19 protein-coding genes are annotated in these 16771 nt (G+C 30.2%); 11 read left to right on the forward strand and 8 right to left on the reverse strand.

The window, feature by feature from the left end:
* Nucleotides 1-43: 43 nt before the first annotated feature.
* The 8 genes from ASC44_RS04010 to ASC44_RS04040 form a co-directional block, all read right to left on the reverse strand.
* Nucleotides 44-490, reverse strand: coding sequence for an META domain-containing protein (locus ASC44_RS04010; protein WP_055446333.1), 447 nt, complete (start codon nucleotides 488-490; stop codon nucleotides 44-46).
* A 217-nt stretch (nucleotides 491-707) separates the two neighbouring features.
* On the reverse strand, nucleotides 708-1472 hold the full coding sequence (locus ASC44_RS04015) for a hypothetical protein (protein WP_055446334.1): 765 nt from the start codon (nucleotides 1470-1472) through the stop codon (nucleotides 708-710).
* A gap of 386 nt (nucleotides 1473-1858) precedes the next feature.
* A complete protein-coding gene (gene tssO, locus ASC44_RS04020) occupies nucleotides 1859-2362 on the reverse strand; it encodes a type VI secretion system TssO (RefSeq protein WP_055446335.1) in 504 nt (167 codons plus the stop codon).
* 24 nt (nucleotides 2363-2386) lie between these two features.
* Nucleotides 2387-3544 (reverse strand): hypothetical protein, encoded by a 1158-nt coding sequence (locus ASC44_RS04025; RefSeq protein WP_055446336.1) that lies wholly within the window; start codon nucleotides 3542-3544, stop codon nucleotides 2387-2389.
* Between the two features lie 32 nt (nucleotides 3545-3576).
* Entirely contained in the window at nucleotides 3577-4584 is a 1008-nt protein-coding gene (locus tag ASC44_RS04030; protein ID WP_055446337.1) for a PKD domain-containing protein, read from the reverse strand.
* A gap of 11 nt (nucleotides 4585-4595) precedes the next feature.
* Complete coding sequence (locus tag ASC44_RS04035) at nucleotides 4596-6023, reverse strand: hypothetical protein (protein WP_241491398.1); 1428 nt, start codon at nucleotides 6021-6023, stop codon at nucleotides 4596-4598.
* A gap of 20 nt (nucleotides 6024-6043) precedes the next feature.
* Nucleotides 6044-6427 carry a type VI secretion system baseplate subunit TssF gene (locus tag ASC44_RS18280; protein WP_241491399.1) on the reverse strand — a complete coding sequence of 128 codons (384 nt, stop codon included), beginning with the start codon at nucleotides 6425-6427 and terminating at the stop codon, nucleotides 6044-6046.
* Between the two features lie 5 nt (nucleotides 6428-6432).
* A complete protein-coding gene (locus ASC44_RS04040; protein ID WP_055446338.1) occupies nucleotides 6433-6864 on the reverse strand; it encodes a GPW/gp25 family protein in 432 nt (143 codons plus the stop codon).
* A 210-nt stretch (nucleotides 6865-7074) separates the two neighbouring features.
* Here ASC44_RS04040 and ASC44_RS04045 point away from each other — a divergent pair, with 210 nt between their 5' ends.
* From ASC44_RS04045 to ASC44_RS04095, 11 genes are all read left to right on the forward strand, one after another.
* Nucleotides 7075-7332: a carboxypeptidase-like regulatory domain-containing protein gene (locus tag ASC44_RS04045; RefSeq protein WP_055446339.1), complete on the forward strand. Its 258-nt coding sequence runs from the start codon at nucleotides 7075-7077 to the stop codon at nucleotides 7330-7332.
* A 248-nt stretch (nucleotides 7333-7580) separates the two neighbouring features.
* Nucleotides 7581-8102: a C40 family peptidase gene (locus tag ASC44_RS04050; RefSeq protein WP_055446340.1), complete on the forward strand. Its 522-nt coding sequence runs from the start codon at nucleotides 7581-7583 to the stop codon at nucleotides 8100-8102.
* Between the two features lie 7 nt (nucleotides 8103-8109).
* Nucleotides 8110-9027 carry a hypothetical protein gene (locus tag ASC44_RS04055; RefSeq protein WP_152973263.1) on the forward strand — a complete coding sequence of 306 codons (918 nt, stop codon included), beginning with the start codon at nucleotides 8110-8112 and terminating at the stop codon, nucleotides 9025-9027.
* Between the two features lie 10 nt (nucleotides 9028-9037).
* Nucleotides 9038-9916, forward strand: a complete 879-nt coding sequence (locus ASC44_RS04060; protein WP_055446342.1) for a TssN family type VI secretion system protein — start codon at nucleotides 9038-9040, stop codon at nucleotides 9914-9916.
* Between the two features lie 133 nt (nucleotides 9917-10049).
* Nucleotides 10050-10436, forward strand: a complete 387-nt coding sequence (tssD, locus tag ASC44_RS04065) for a type VI secretion system tube protein TssD (RefSeq protein ID WP_055446343.1) — start codon at nucleotides 10050-10052, stop codon at nucleotides 10434-10436.
* 651 nt (nucleotides 10437-11087) lie between these two features.
* Nucleotides 11088-11474, forward strand: coding sequence for a type VI secretion system tube protein TssD (gene tssD / locus ASC44_RS04070; protein ID WP_055446344.1), 387 nt, complete (start codon nucleotides 11088-11090; stop codon nucleotides 11472-11474).
* A gap of 93 nt (nucleotides 11475-11567) precedes the next feature.
* A complete protein-coding gene (gene tssD, locus ASC44_RS04075; protein WP_055446345.1) occupies nucleotides 11568-11963 on the forward strand; it encodes a type VI secretion system tube protein TssD in 396 nt (131 codons plus the stop codon).
* A 12-nt stretch (nucleotides 11964-11975) separates the two neighbouring features.
* On the forward strand, nucleotides 11976-12701 hold the full coding sequence (locus tag ASC44_RS04080) for a hypothetical protein (RefSeq protein ID WP_055446346.1): 726 nt from the start codon (nucleotides 11976-11978) through the stop codon (nucleotides 12699-12701).
* A gap of 63 nt (nucleotides 12702-12764) precedes the next feature.
* A complete protein-coding gene (locus ASC44_RS04085) occupies nucleotides 12765-13529 on the forward strand; it encodes a hypothetical protein (RefSeq protein WP_055446347.1) in 765 nt (254 codons plus the stop codon).
* A gap of 5 nt (nucleotides 13530-13534) precedes the next feature.
* A complete protein-coding gene (locus ASC44_RS04090; protein WP_055446348.1) occupies nucleotides 13535-15301 on the forward strand; it encodes a type VI secretion system Vgr family protein in 1767 nt (588 codons plus the stop codon).
* 15 nt (nucleotides 15302-15316) lie between these two features.
* Entirely contained in the window at nucleotides 15317-16765 is a 1449-nt protein-coding gene (locus ASC44_RS04095; protein ID WP_055446349.1) for a T6SS phospholipase effector Tle1-like catalytic domain-containing protein, read from the forward strand.
* The last annotated feature ends 6 nt before the right edge of the window (nucleotides 16766-16771 follow it).

The following is a 16771-nucleotide window of genomic DNA, read 5'->3' on the forward strand; positions in this document are numbered from 1 at the left end:
ATTTACATTATAATTGAATACTTATAAATGTTTGGAGTAGATTTCAATCCATATAAACCGCTTCAAAAATGGCTAATGGCGCTCTTTTTCCTATATTTAAAGTTAGAATATCATCATTTATTGTGTAATTATCAACTAATTCAAAAACTTTAAAAAATTGAGATTCATTGACATCTACATTCGGACATGCTATAAGTGTTGATATTATGTTTGCAAAATGAATGCTCTTATCTTTATCTAAAGTAAAATCACCTCCAAAATTATTACAACCTGCAAAACCTTTAACTTTATTATCCTTTATTTTTAATGTGAAGAATATTTCGCGTGTTTGATTTTCTGCCATGGTAACATCCTTTCCTTCTAAGGTTTTAAGTTTCCAATACTTTTCGGTTATTACATTGCTTGTTACTGCACTAATTAGCTTTTTTTCAGAGTTACAACTCATTATAGATATCATGATTACGGCTAATATGCTTATTTTTATTTTCATATAATGACAATGTGATAAATTATCCCTACAAATTTACTTTTACTTATAATATAGACAATTAAAAATCTATAAAGTATTGCTATATTACTATTTGGGTTTTATATACTATTTTTTAGAAATAAAAACATAAAAAAAATAAAACAATACGATTGTGTATTTTTTATATAATCTTAATAAATTAATTGACCTAATTAAATTAAAATCTTCGTTAAGTTTCCTATTTTATATATTGTTTCAATATACTTCTAAGAAGCCTTACATCTTTATCTTTTTCACGACTTAAGTTCTTGTTATCATCACATTCGAATGAAGCATAATTAATTTCAATTAAATTAATATCCTTTTTCTCAAGTACATCTTTTCGCCTTTGATTGTATTTTATTATCTGCTCACCTCTGGTAATACCACTTACAGTCATGACATCTAATTTTTCTAAATGCTCTTTGGTTTTATTTTGTTTATCGGAAAACTCAATAACTAAATTAGCTGTTTCATAAAAAGCTGCTAAAGGCAATTTTGTTCTTGTTTTTCCTTTTTTGTGCATATCTCCAAACAAAAAAGAGAACGTGTGCTTACGCGACGCCTTTTCCATAAGGATTTCATCACAAAGATCTAAAATATAGTACTCATCACTATTTTCTCTAATCTCTTTAGATTTTTCCTTTTTAGAAACAGTAGTTATAGCTTCGTTTTCTGGAAACTCCGTTCCTTTTCTTAATAAGTACCAATAGATAGCTGTCTCCGTTCTTTCGGCATGTACACAAGGTATTGCGTCTAAGTTTTTTTCTTTGTCTAAAGCTCGTAAGACTTTTCTAAGTGGTAAACCTTTTTTATTATCCTTTACAAAAACACCTGCTGTTATTAAATCTTGCATGATATCTTTTACTGGAATCCAATCTTTATCGGTATGGGTGTTAAAGTAATTTTCTATTACCTTATTTATTTGAGTTACTTTGTCTTCGCTATTGCGTCTATTCTCCATGATTATTACTTTTATATTAATTGTATTGACTACAATTAAAACGGGCGCAAGATAAGTCTATATTATTTTGAAATAATTATACTTCTCGTTTAATTTAATTACATAATATTATATTCTAGTGTTTTGAGATATTCTAATAAAACTCTCAATGAAATCAAAGACATATTATTTTTGGAACATCTTGTATTTAGTTTGAAATATAATTTTGTAAAAACCAAGCGTCACTTTTAGGTTAAATTCCAAATTTTAATCAATTGCTTACTTTAAGTATTAGAACAAATCTTTACATGAGTTAAATGAATAGCTTACATAATAAGTTTAAAAAGTATAATAAACTTATTATGTATTAGTTACTGTAGAAAGTCTATTTTAAGCTTAACCTTAAATTATTTTCTTGAAGCAATTTGCAGTTCTCTATTTAATCTGATGACATTCTGGTCACATTTTTCTAGCTCTGTTTCAAAATCTTTTATTTGTTGCTCTTTCTCGCTAACGTCTAGCAGTCTATTTTGAGACTTCTGCAGCTTTACATATGTCATAACAATATTTTCGTATAACAGGTAATTATGCGTAGAGTCTGTTTCTGGAATAGAATTTTTTAGTTCTGCTAGTTTTTGACCTATAGTAGCATTATCGAAAGCCACGGTAGCTCCTGCCGCTGTTATAGAATCTATAATTACAGAAACCTCTTCCATATCATCTATAAATTGATCTTGAAATTGATGTTCTGCTCTAATCTTAAGCGCTTGTTGTTTTAATACTTGGTTCTCTTTGTCTACTATTTGAAAGTTAAAAAATACGGCAGTAACTATTGTACCTACGGTTACTACGAAAATTAATAAAAATTTTAAGAAACTATTTCTTCTTTCTTTACTGTTTTTTGGTTTCATCTCTACTATTATAATTAGGTCTTATTAATCTAATAAAAAGCTTCTTCTACTTTTTACTTCTACATTATCTACTACTTCTTCTTTTACAAAGATATTAGAATCTGACTTTTTACCAATGTAATCTAGCTCATTTAATTTTTTATAAAGAGATAACATTAATCTAGTAAATGCAGATGTCTTATAAAGCGATTCATTAATATTAGTATGCACGTATTCGAGTTCTATCATATCTATAAGTACATTCTCGAAAGCTCCTTGATTTAAATCGCACCAATCTGTTAAATAGTTAAGTAATTCTTCTTTTCCGGTACCCACAAAAACATCTAAAGCACTTTTAATTACTCTTGCTAAACTTACTAATTTTGTTAGCATTACAACAGGAGCTTCGTATTTATCTTTTAATCTAAATTCAGGAATAACACTATTAAGATATTGACCTGTTCTTTGAGAGAGGTGCAACACCATATGCGCCAAATCGTTAGTTTGCTTTTTCTGATGAATTTTTTGCGTAATGTGCATAGAGTAATTTTCCATTTGATTTAAAAACGAACCAATCTCTGTGTAAGTAAACTTTAAATCTGGGTGACTTTGTACTGAACGACAAGGCGGAATAAAATCTTCTACTAATACAGGATCCTCTCCAACCATTGCTACTTTACCAATAGTAATATGATATAATCCGACTTCTTGACTAGAAGCTTCAGATTTTGGTATAACATCTATTTTATAATCTGAAAGCACATAAGGATGACGTGGCGGATCTTCATCTGGATCTGCATCACCAACTGGTATCTTATTAAATGGGTTAACGTATAATATAATAAACCATTCTTCGTCTGCTGTATCTAAAGAGTATTGATGCTTTAAAACGTTACCAGACTGCTCTAATAATGCTTTAGTTTCCTCGGTAATATTAATTTCGTAACCACCTAAAGTAATTGCTCTACAAGTATTTAAAGTTACATGTATTGTAGATTGACCATCAATTGATATTGTCATATCAATGGAGTTCTGAGCGTTTCTAAGAGATGGCAACAACCCAAAATTAATTGGTGTTACATTATTAGAGTTACTACTATATAAAGCACTCATCATAGCGCTTTCCATACCAATAAAATGATTTTTATTAATCTTCATTCCATCAACCCAATTCACTCTATGATGCGTATTTCTTTCTTTCATTTTACAACTTTTTTAAATACAACAATTTAATCTTAAAATATTAATCTTCTATAGATTAATGAAACATGGTTTATGCAGTTCGTTCCTTTTTCTACACCTAAATTTAAAGATTTTATTTTTATTTTCTTGTCAGTTATTTTTTGACAAAGCACAGTAAAAGTCATAACCTTGGTATTTACAGTTACTTTTTTATCAATATCTCCACAAAAATATTTTTTAAAGTCTAAAGCAGTTTTTCTACCACTTGCTACTTGTAATAACATTCTTTCAAAGCCTTTTTCTGATATATTAGGAGCGGTTATTGGTTCATTTTTATCAACCGCTTCTTCATCATCTTTATTTGGATTATAACCTTCTGGGTATTCTGGAATATTCCAATTTTTATTAATTACTGGTGTACGCTCACGATTGTCCAGTACTGAAGCTTTCTTTTTCTCTTCAAGCACTCTTATTTTTTTAGGAGTTACATATTCTATATCATTATTAACTACTAATTTTACGGTATATAAACCTGCTTCCTTGTAAACATAAGTTGCTGTTCTATTTTCGTTATCAACTCTAGCTGTTTCTCCAAAACGCCATTCCCAAGAAGTAGCATTAGTAGTTTCATCTTTAATTACTAAACTCTCTCCTACTCTAATCGTTTTTGGGAGCGTATAAACTGGAAATCTAGTAGAGTCTTTTATTTCAATTGCTTCAGCTATTTCAATAGTTTTAAAACCTGCACAACTTCCGTTTACTAACAACTCTACATCATAAGTACCAGCGTTTTTATAATAATGCAAAGGACTTTTTTGAGATGAAGAATTATTATCTCCAAAGTTCCATTGCCATCTTTCGGCATTTAAGGTTAAATCGCTAAAAACAATACCCTCATCAACGGTATAACTTGACGCATCTGTTTTAAAGAAAACTTCATTGCAACTTGATCTGTTTTTAAAATGATAACCTAAAACAGAAGCAGATGTAAAAAATGCAATTATGAATAAATACTTAACTGTTTTATCCATGTGGTAATGTGTTATATTTTTTTCTGACATGACTATAAATTTTATATAATTCTAATTTTATATGGAAATACACTAACCGAATGATTTTCCAAAAATAATAATAAATTACTATTTAAAGCTTCCCATTCTTCTTCATTTGTGTTTTTAGAAGTATTTGGTGTTAATACAATCTCGATACATTGCACTAAACCTTTATTTAATGCGATATCTTTTATGTAATTTTTCTCAATTTTTATATCGGTTATTTTATCGTTATAAACTTCATAACATAATGCCCTCACATCTTCTTTTGTTACAATTCTATCTCTTGATAACAAAGATCGCCTGTAGGAATTAAGCCGTTCATCCATAGACAAATGGTCTTTACCTCCAAACGTAGGAGTAAGTAATATACTACTTTTTTGTTTTATACCTATACCTTTATACAACTCAAGTTTACTTCCGGTTTTTAAATTATTGGCAAGTGTGCCATTAGTAGTCCAATAATCAACCAAAAGTGTTTCTTTTACATTAAAAGGCTTTAAGCTTAGGTAAGTGGTTTCACTAACTTCGTTAGTAATTTCAGAGACTTTTTTCTCTAATCTAGCTATTAATTGATTTAATTCCTTCAGATTAGACTGTAAAAAATCATTATTAAACATAGAGAAAGAGGCACTCTCATCCTTTAATAATTCAAGTAAATAAACAACATACTCCTTAGCTTTTCTATAACCCAATTTACCCACATTTTCCGTTCTTGTTATATATGTGCCTTTATCTTGATTAGAGTTATCTTTACTTTGCGGCTTATAGAGCTTACCATTTGTATTTGTAAGCGCATTCATATCTAAAAACAAATCGTCTGTTTTAACCGGTATAATACCTATAAACTCTTTAAGCCTATATGAGAAACTATGAAGCTCTCTATTTAGTACAGGAAAAGCATTTAAAGTTCCAAATACGTTATTAAGAGTATTGTTTGAGATAACCCTAGGAAAAACAATTTTTATCCATCTTACATCGTCCTCAATCTTTACTTTGTTATCGCTTATTAAGGTATCTAACTCTTCGAAATTAGACTTCTTAAAAGTCAGACTCTTTTTAGTGTTAGCAATCTTAACAAAATTCTTATTATAAAAATTACATGTCTGCTGTACTAAGTTATTGGTTTTACTAGAGACATCTTCAAAAATAGAATCTAAATCTAACTTGGTACTTTCTGAGTTATTTGCAAAACCCGGCTCTGTAGCAATTTTTTTATCAGCAGTAAACCATTCTGAAAATTTTAAATGATGATAAAACAATGCTTCATCATCAATATCTAAAAGTTCAAAATAAAACGAAAGATTACTTAAGTCTAAAGCTTCAATATCACTTACAATACCTAGATAAATTGTAGAATTTGGTAATGCGTTGGTAGATGCATTTTTTAATAAACTAATAGAATTATTCTTACCATTAATTTCCTTTATAGAATTACCAACTGCCACATAGCTTATATTGGCTTTAATTAAATTTGTAGGTAAAACTGGAGTGAAATAGAGGTTTTTAAAATTTTCTGTTGTCTTTTTTTTGTAATCTTTTTTTTATAATAAAAAAGAGTTTCTGAACTGACTGCAACTCTATCCTCACTAGGCTGAGAACTCATTATACTATGAGCTGGCTTAGGACCATAGACTGTTTCTGGCGTCATTAATTGAATTATTTTCTCAGTAATTCGTGTCTGTGATTCGTTAATTTCACCACTAATTTTTTCGATTTCCGATGCGCAAGCACTAATTAATAATGCTACTAATGGATCAAAAGACATTTCAATTTCATTGGCAGGAACTCCCCAAAGCGTTGCTGCTTTCTTGAGCATCCTATTTTTTATTTGTTCTTTGGTGTTTTTCATTTAATTTAATATGATAATGGTCCAATAAAAAAATACTCTACGTAAGAAAAATCTTCATCAATTTTAATTATTTTTCCTTTTACATTAATATCCACACGTTTTTTAATTCTATTATTTTGCCCATTAAGATCAAGCTCTTCTTGTTTTATTTTAACAGTAATATCTAATTTAGTTAATCTTTTTTCGTGTAACTTTAAAGAATCATACAGAGACTCTTCAATTAACGCCTTCAATTTATTTGTACTCTTTAAATTGTCGAAATCTATATTCCATATAGAACAACCATAAGTATCATCAAACGCACATTCTCCAAAATAAGAAGTGGTAATTAAATGTATATTATTGGCAATAGAGCTAGATAAATTACAAGTATCGTGACTCTTGCTACTTATAAGCGCTTCGGCATTAATTGGTAATTTGTAATAATTATTGTTCATTACTTATTTATTCTAGTGTTTTATAAACTCATAAATGTTAGAAAGAAGGGAGGAGTCAAATATAAATTATATACTTTAAAAAAAAGTCCATTTTATACTTGTTTTGTTGTATTTCATCGATATAAAATGAACGGATAGATTTTTTTTATTTAAATTTATGCTTTATATTTTAATTTCGAAAGTAAACATCTTTAAATTATACCTACAATAATGAAAAAAACAATCCTCACATCTGTACTATTTCTATTCTTTTTCTTAAATTATGCTCAAGGCAATTATATTGAAGGAGTCGTAATAGACGAACAATTGGCTACACCCATAAAAGGTGCAATAGTTACGATTAGAGGGACAGAATTTACTGAAGGAACCGATAATAATGGAAAATTCATTTTTAAACAAGCACTTCCCGAAGGCACATACAATGTAACTGTTGAAAAAGAAAATTTTGAAGAGAAATTTTTATTATAGACGTTCTGCCTGGTAAAAAAATTGAAGTAGAAGAAGTAAAACTAATTCCTACAAAAAGAGAAGAATACAAAAGAAAAAAACAAGCAAAAAAAGATAAAAAAGAGAAAAGAATAGCAGATAAACTTGAAGCTGAAAGAGTTTCTGATCTTGAAAGACAATTAGAAAGAGAAGATAAAGATATAGCTAAAGAGATAAAGCGATTAGAGAAAAGAAGAAGAAAAGGAAAAGTTGATGACGAAGACGTTATTGTGCATTATGAAGACACAACTATTGAGCCTGAACCATTAATAGAAGACCCTGTTTATGTTTCTGAAATTCAAAAAAAATACGGAAAAATTCTCGGTATGGATCCAGCAGACCTTACAGAAGTTGAGCTTTATGAGTTAATTGATGAGTGGGACGATGTAGACTATTTCTATGGCGGAGTTACAAAAAACGGCGTTGATTGCTCTTCTTTTACTCAAGCAATTCTATTTAAAATCTATAATATTAGAATTGAACGCACAGCTGAACAACAATTCCATTCCAAAATAAATGATGAATATAAAGGAAGACAAGTCTTTAACGAAGGAGATTTAATTTTCTTTACAGGTGTTGGAACAAAAAATAATGATATAAATCATGTTGGTGTATATTTGCATAACAACATGTTTGTTCACTCTACAAGCAATAAAGACAAAAATGGTAAAGCAGGCGTTCAAATAAGTGATTTAACAGACGATTATTGGGCAGCTAAGTTTCTTGCTGGAGGAAGACAACGAAGAAATTAAATTTTTAATGGATACAACTGAGATTAAAAACGTATTTAAAGAACTAATAACCGTATATCAAAACTTAAAGACAGAAGTTTTAATAGCGGAGGTTCAAGAACGTACAAGTTTAAAATCAGACCAAATTATAATTAATAACAAAAGTTCTTTTAATAGACCGTACAGAAGAGATCTTTTAGATATAGACAAGTCTAAACTAGAAGATAATTTATTAAGTATTGATTTATCGAGAAGTGGTCTTTACGATTATCTTCCAGAAGGTTTTTTTCATACACAGAAAAACAACAATCAAAGAAGTTCCTTTTCTGCAAATAGAATAAAATCTAAAAAAGAAGAAGCAGCTGCAAGATCTCTTTTTTCGCCTATAGAAAATGAGTTTTTTCATCAAAGATTAAATATTGAAAAAAATGAGCGTATATTACTAAACAATTTTTATAGTTTAAAAGATGACTATTTAATAGATTTCTGGAAATTAAATCAAGATATGCCACGTGAATATCTTCTTAAATTAATAAAACTTCTCCCTTATACTTTTAAAATTGCAGGGAATTTAGAATTAACCAGATTAAGTTTAGAAAAAATATTAAAAAATAATGTTACGTTTAAAATAAAATATATTTCGGAAAATGATACAAAAAAAAGAAATCAACAAAGCAATAACAGATTAGGTGTTGATGTGATACTAAATAACATAGACAATGTTATTGCTCATCCTTATTTAGAAGCAACTATTTGGTTAAAAAACAATCAAGAAATTGCCAGTTATGTTTCTAATAAAGGAATAAATAAGTTTCTAGAAGTTTTTTACAGTTATTTTTTACCCTTAGAATTAGATGTAAAAACAAAGTACCAAGTAAAAAGTAGCATTGTCTTTTCCTTAGATGAAAAAGACAATGCTACATTAGGAGTTTCAACTAAAATATAAACAAAAATTAATGGGTTCTATTTCAGGTTTATTAAGTGGTAATGCTTTTAAAATTAGCATTCTATTATTTATTGTAGGTTCGGTAATAATGATGCTTTTTACCAAAGTAAGAAAAGTTTTTACTAAACAAAAAAAGCAGGCAATTCTATATGCCATATTTATATTAATCACTTTTGCATTAGTAGGCTTTATAAGTTCTAGCAAAATTTTAAACGATACCGCATTAAATAGTTTTATTGGAATGCAAATAGTATTTTTATTATTAGGTATTTTACACCTATATATTATGAGAAAGTTTTTTGATTCTTTATCGGAGGATAAATCAGATTTCTTTTCGGAGTTTCTATTTACCATAGCGATAACATTAATTGGTCTATTTGCCTTTTTAAATGTTGTAACCAAGTTTAGAGAAGGTATAAATTACACTTTTTTAGCCTCTGCTATATTTTTTATTGTTCCCTATTTAGTCTATAAATTATTCGAATACTCGTTACTAATTCCGGTTCCTGTTTTCAAGAAATGGTTTTATCCTTTAGAGGTTGACGTAAAAGAGCCTACTAGAAAAGAACTACAAAACCCTTTAGTTATTAGTTTTGAATTTCAGAAAAAACAAGATTTACCAGATGTTACTAATTTTAGAGTTAAAGCTCCAGAAAACATGGAGTTTGGAAAATTATTTTACTTTTTTATTAATGATTATAATGAGAGACACCCAGAAAGTAGAATCGATTTTTTAGATTATAATACTCAAGAGCCTCATGGGTGGATTTTTTATAAAAAACCAAGCTGGATTAGATCTCTAAGGCATATAAATTTCTCAAAATCCGTTTTAGGTAATGATATAAAAGAGGACTATGTAATTGTATGCCAAAGAACAAACTCGAACTAGCATTAACACTTACTCTTTATCGACTAAATATACTTTTTATCTTTTTTATTTGTATTAGCTCAATAATGTTAATAAATTTATTGCATGCCATTGATGGCGTTTAAACTTTTTTATTAATTAAATATTTTTTATTATGGCTTTTAAAGCAAAACTTAAAGTAGGTGGACAAGAGTACAATGTGTTAAATTGTTCTTACGAACTTTACCAAGAAACAGATTCAACAGGAAGACCTTCTTCTATTACTAGAGGTGGTAAAATTAAATTAACAGTAGAATCTACTGCAGACGTTAGTCTATCAGATTGGATGTTTAACAACTTCGAGCGTAGAGATGGTAGTATTAGATTCATCAAAAGAGATAGTGACTCTACTTCTAAAGAATTAAAGTTCACAGAAGGTTATATGGTTAAGTATCTTGAGAATTTCGATGCTACAGGAAAAAACCCAATGTCTGAATCTTTCGTTATCTCTGCAAAAGCAATTGCAATGGGTAATGGTGAACATGTTAACGAATGGGTGTAATTAACGCTCAATAAATATTATATTTATTAATTAAGGGAGTCGCTTTTGCTACTCCCTTTTTTTATATTATCTATTCACTAAAACTCGAGCAACTATATTGTTTTCAACAAAACTGAAGAGCCCTGATGATTAAATGAATATATTATAATACTCCTCTCTCTCTTTCATGTAGCTCTAAATGTTTCGGTTAAATCATCTTCACGTATTAGACAATCTGCTACATAGAGAGAAACAAAATAGCATCCTAGAACAGCAGCTACTGTAAAAACTAATATTAGATGTAGTTATTTTAAAAAAGCGATTCTAATAAATATACAACACCAAACATTGTATAGATTAGCCTTTAATATCAGATTACAGTTCTAAAGACACATAATAATGACACTTTTAAAATCTAATAATTATTAGTTCAATGTAAATCATTCATTTATTATATTTTTTTTTATAAAACACCTATTACCAATAAGTTAAAATTAAAACTTGTAACTATTTAAACTACAAGAATGTAAATCCACCTACTTCTAGCGTTGTGTTTTATCTAAAAAACACGTATTTCGTCTTATATATTTGTTTTAGTTCGGTAATCGCGTTATATTTATGCTATGCCGTTAATGGCTTTTAAAATTTTTTATTAATTAAATATTTATTATTATGGCTTTCAAAGCAAAACTTAAAGTAGGTGGACAAGAGTACAATGTGTTAAATTGTTCTTACGAACTTTACCAAGAAACTGATTCAACAGGAAGACCTTCTTCTATTACTAGAGGTGGTAAAATTAAATTAACAGTAGAATCTACTGCTGATGTTAGTCTATCAGATTGGATGTTTAACAACTTCGAGCGTAGAGATGGTAGCATCAGATTCATAAAAAGAGATAGTGACTCTACTTCTAAAGAATTAAAATTCACAGAAGGTTACATGGTTAAGTATCTTGAGAATTTTGACGCTACTGGAAAAAACCCAATGTCTGAGGCCTTTGTTATCTCGGCTAAAACAATTGCAATGGGTAATGGTGAACACGTTAATGAATGGGTGTAATTAGCTCTCATTAAATATCATACATATTAATAAAGGGAGTCGCATATGCTACTCCCTTTCTTATTTTCTTTATTCACTAAAATTCAAGTAATTATGTCGTTTTTAGCAAAACTTAATATCGATGATAACGAAATGAATGTATTAGAATGCTCTTTTGGTTTTCACCAAGGTGCAGATAATTCAGGTCGCCCATCTCAAAAACCTCGTGGAGGACAAATAACTATACTTATAGAATCTACCAATAAAACAGACTTTTTAGAATGGATGATTTCCAGTAACATGACTAAAAGTGGAAGCATTATCTTTTATAAAAGAGATAATATGTCTAGTCTTAAAACCGTAGAGTTCAACGAAGCATTCTGTTTAGATTATGTAGAAAATTTTGATGCGGAAGGCTCTCAGCCTTTAAAAACAAGAGTTGTTATTTCTGCAAAAGAAATTAGTGTAAAGGGCACTACCTACACTAATAATTGGCCTGCTAAAGTTTAACATCCAAACCGTATGGGCAAGCAGAAAACTAAATTAGAAATTAAAGAAGAATTTAAGCACTATTATGGTCAAAAACCTAAGGCTTATGCCGGATATGTTGATGAACCTAGTGAAAAAAAAATATTAGATCTTTTTGAAGATATTGGAGGTAGGTTAAACATTCTACCATCATATCTGTTCACAATTGCTTGTGGTGAAGGACTTAGTAAGCATTATTTAGATAAAAAAACCTCGAGTTATTATAATAATAAAGGTGGTTTAATGACAGATAAAGCAATGTCAGCATTTTCAATTCTGGGTTTAGATTTTTTTGGTTCTCCAAAAGAATTTCCTAGGATAAAAAAATACTTACCATCAGATTATAATGAAGGAGATGAATATGTTTCCTACAATGCAGAACGTAATGAGCGCTATGGTAAGGAAGCGGTACCTAGCGCTTATTTTGATGGTTTTCAAAGTGCTATCGAAGGCTTTAGTGCCGTATTGGCCCACAGAATAGAACTTTTTGATAAGCAAAGAAAAAAATTAGGGTACGCTTTACCTACAGAAGATGAGAAAGCCTACTGGTACTACGCGTATTTCCAAGGAGAAGGTGATGCAAATAGAGCATTAGAAACAAACAAAGACTATAGTTTTTTAGCGCATCAAGCCGCAGCATCTCCGGAGGTGCATCGGTTATGTTTAGAAAGAGTAGCAACTTGGAGGTACTTATTAGCTTTTAATATCTTTTCTAGGTAAGTACTTATAATCTAATTGTGAGTTAAAAAAAACGTTGTAATATACTTTAAGATAAATAGTAAAATGAAGCACTATTTTTTATTAACATTTTTTTCTTTTTTCATTCTCTCTTGCGGAGAAAAAGCACAAGCATTAAAAGAAAAGTCTTACTTATCCTTTAGTAAGACATACGATAAATATGTAGAAAATGAATTCGATTATGACGGAAGAGATACCATATTAAAAAGATTTAAAAATGAGCTTTCTACTGCCTTAAATGATGAGGCTTTAAAAAAATATTATTTCCCTAAATGGGATAAAAAACGAGCTATTTCTGTATCAAAAGACAGCACGCTAACCATTTTGTCTTGGGACTGGGAAAATAATGGGACATTTCATAGGTACGAATCCATGTATCGTTTAGTAAAAAATAATAAAATTTACACAGGTTTTTTATTTGAACATGATGGCGGTCAAAAAGAAATATTTTCTACTGTTTACTATAAGTCCTATTCGCTACCTAATAGTTCCTTTCTCGTAAAAGGATGGGGAACCCATGGCGGAGGAAAAGAATTTTTTGTTTTTAGAAACCTTAAATTGAAGAACGGAAGGCTTCAGGATTGTTTATCTTGTTTTAATGGTGAAAATCAACTTTTTTACGAGATTACAAGAGGTAAAGATAATTTAGAGCCCAAATTTGATGCTGTTACTAACGAAATTTCATACCACGAACTCACTGAAAACTTTGTCGATGGAGACAAAGACTCACCATCAGGATTTATGGATGCTACTGGTAAAATTTTAAGATTACAATATAAAGACGGTGAATTTGTTAAACCAAATAATTAAACATTATGGCATTACAAAGTAAAACAAGCATATATATAAGTGGAAAAGAAATTACTGCTTTTAAAAGAGTTATGTTACATCAACAAATAGATTCTCACCATATTATGGAACTCGTTTGCAGAATGGATGTTTTAGAAGACCTATCTCAAGCATTAGGGGAATCTAGCAAAAACTATCTAGGCGAAACTATAACATTACAAACAACATCAATAGATGCTTTTACTGGTTATAAAACTTTAGAATTTAAAGGTATTGTAACACAAGTTAAAACCGTAAAAGGTCATGAAGCAAGTTCTGGAGACTCTGTTATTATTAAGGCGCAAAGCCCAACTTTTATAGCAGACGATGGTCCACATTATGCTTCATATAATGATTTAACACTATCTGATATATTAGACCGCACATTTAGTGATTACGATAAATCTAAATTAGAGGTCTTAATACAACCCAATAACACCACTACCCTACACTACTCTGTACAAAACAACGAAAGCGCATACGATTACGCAAGTCGTTTAGCAGCGCAATATGGTGAATGGTTTTACTATAACGGAACACAACTTATTTTCGGAACACCAGAAACCGAAGAGTTAAGCCTAACCTACGGTTTCGATCTTAAAGAGTATAATTTAAACCTTATACCACAATCTCATAATTATAAATATTATGCAAACGATTATTTATTAAGCGATGTGCACCAAAAGAACTCTAACGATGTTAGCTCTGGAGCAAGTGGATATAGCGGTTTTGTATCTAGTAAAGCAAATACCATTTTCAAGAAACAAACTAAAGTATGGCATAATCTATACAACGATCCTAATGCTAAACAACGCCTAGATAATAGTATCGAATTACAAAAAAAAGCTTTAGAAATTCAACAAGTTAAACTTAATGGTGTTAGTGATAATCCAGGTGTAAAACTAGGAAATATTGTTACAGTAGAAGGCGCAAACTATAGAGTAACAAACGTTACGCATACCAATACAGAAAATGGAGATTATCAAAACCGCTTTCAAGCGGTAACAGCTGAGTTTGACGCTTATCCTAACACAAACATCAATGCGTTTCCTAAAAGTGAAACACAAACAGCTGTAGTGATGGAAAACACAGACCCAGATGGTTTAGGAAGGATTCGTGTACAATTCCCATGGCAAAAAGACATGGGAGAAATGACACCTTGGATTCGTATAGTTACACCACACGCAGGTGGAGACAAAGGGTTTCATTTTATACCAGAGATTGATGAAGAAGTTTTAATAGGCTTTGAAGGTGGTAATGCTGAACACCCATACATGATGGGAAGTTTGTATAATGGAAATGGTAATGCTGACGCTTTTAAAAGTGATGCCAACGATATTAAAGCAATAAAAACTAGAAGTGGTCACACCTTTGAACTTAACGATACCAATGGCTCAGAAAGCATTACTATTACAGATATGAATGGTAATATTATAACCATTGATACTGCTAATAATAACATTACTATTTCAGCTATAGAAAACATGTCACTTAATGCTAAGAACATGCAAATTAATGTTGAAGAAAATTTAGACATAACTGTTGGGCAAAATAAAACAGAAACTATTAACGAAAATAGCACTATAACTGCTACAAACGAAGACAAACAAATAGGTGAAGAAATAAAAGTTATAAGCTCAACCTATAAGCAAGAAGCACAAGAAATTACAACAGATGCTAGTGGAGCAATAACAACCAACGCTGGTGGAAAAATTAGTATTTCTAGTGCAGAGACTGTAGAATATGGTGAATAATTTAAAAGTATAAATATGTCTGTAGAATTAACATCACAACCAACAGGAGATCAGGAAGTTTCTAAAGAAGTCTTAGGAAGCATCGCTGTAAAAACAGCAAAGGTAGAAGTTGGAAATTCAGAATTTAATGAAAACACACCCGAAGACAGCACTAATATCACTGTGGGTGTTTTCTTTGATGGGACTCAAAACAATCGACAAAACATTAACTCTCGTATAGAAAAAGAGAAAAAAGATAATAATGAACCTTACAATAAAGCCTTAGTAGAGCAATACGTCTTTCAAGAAGAAAGTAGTTATGATAATGACCATTCTAACATTTCAAGAGGAGAGCCTTTTTATAAAGTAAAAGAGGAAGAAAAAAATCAGCAATTCTCTATTTATATTGAAGGCGCAGGAACTGGTAACGGTGAAGAGGATAACTTTTTTAACGGTGTAGCACAAGGAGAAGGCGCTCAGGGAGTAATTGCAAAAGCTAATAAGGGAATTGAAGACACTGCAAAAGGAATTATTGAGACGTGTAATAATGTTGGGACTAAAAAAATTGAAAGACTAACCATAGACACATATGGGTTTAGTCGAGGTGCTGCAACAGCAAGGTATTTTGTCTATAGAATAACGAAACGAAAAGGTGAAGTAAAGAAAACCAATTCAAGAGGAAGACCTATTAGGTGGACAGAAAATTGGGGTACTTTAGGCGAAAAATTAAGAGCATCTAATATAGAAGTAAGAAACCTCACTATACGTTTTGTTGGCTTATACGATACAGTTGCCTCTTATGGATTAAGACATGGTAATGATACTAAAGAATTAAGACTTAATGTTATTGGTACAAAAGCAAACTGTGTATTCCAAATTGGAGCAGACGATGAGCATCGTGTAAACTTTCGCCGCACAGACATTGGTAGTGTACCAAAATCTAAAGGTCTAGAAGTGCTATTTCCAGGTGTGCATTCAGATATTGGTGGCGGCTATAATGATAACTCAAAAGAAGAATTACTTGTCGTAGATAAATCGCACTATTTGCCAAACATGAATGAAGAAAAAAACCGTTTAGTAGAAAGCGGTTGGTATAAAGAATCTCAATTAACCGTAAACAGACACAACGGAAAACTTGAAGCCACTAGAAATAGCATAAGTAACAAATATAGTTTTGTACCATTACAGACCATGACTGAATATAGTATTTCTAAAGCTATCGAATACAAATTGTCAAGTCTTAAAAAAAAATATCCTATTCAGGATCAACTATTAATAAAGGTAAAGAAAGAATTGGATGGCTATGTTAGCGGTAAACGAAAAAAAGTAGAGTTTGCAAACCCGCAAGATAGAGCTATGATAAAAAATTTACGTAATGGTTATTTTCATTTCTCATCTCATTATACTTCTAGCTATTGGGTACTACACCCTAATAAACCCAATATAGATGGAGGCGAACGCGTAAGAAAAGTTAATCCAGGTTAATAAATT

Origin of the sequence: Lacinutrix mariniflava (assembly GCF_001418015.1) — a bacterium.
Taxonomy (GTDB): Bacteria; Bacteroidota; Bacteroidia; order Flavobacteriales; family Flavobacteriaceae; genus Lacinutrix; species Lacinutrix mariniflava.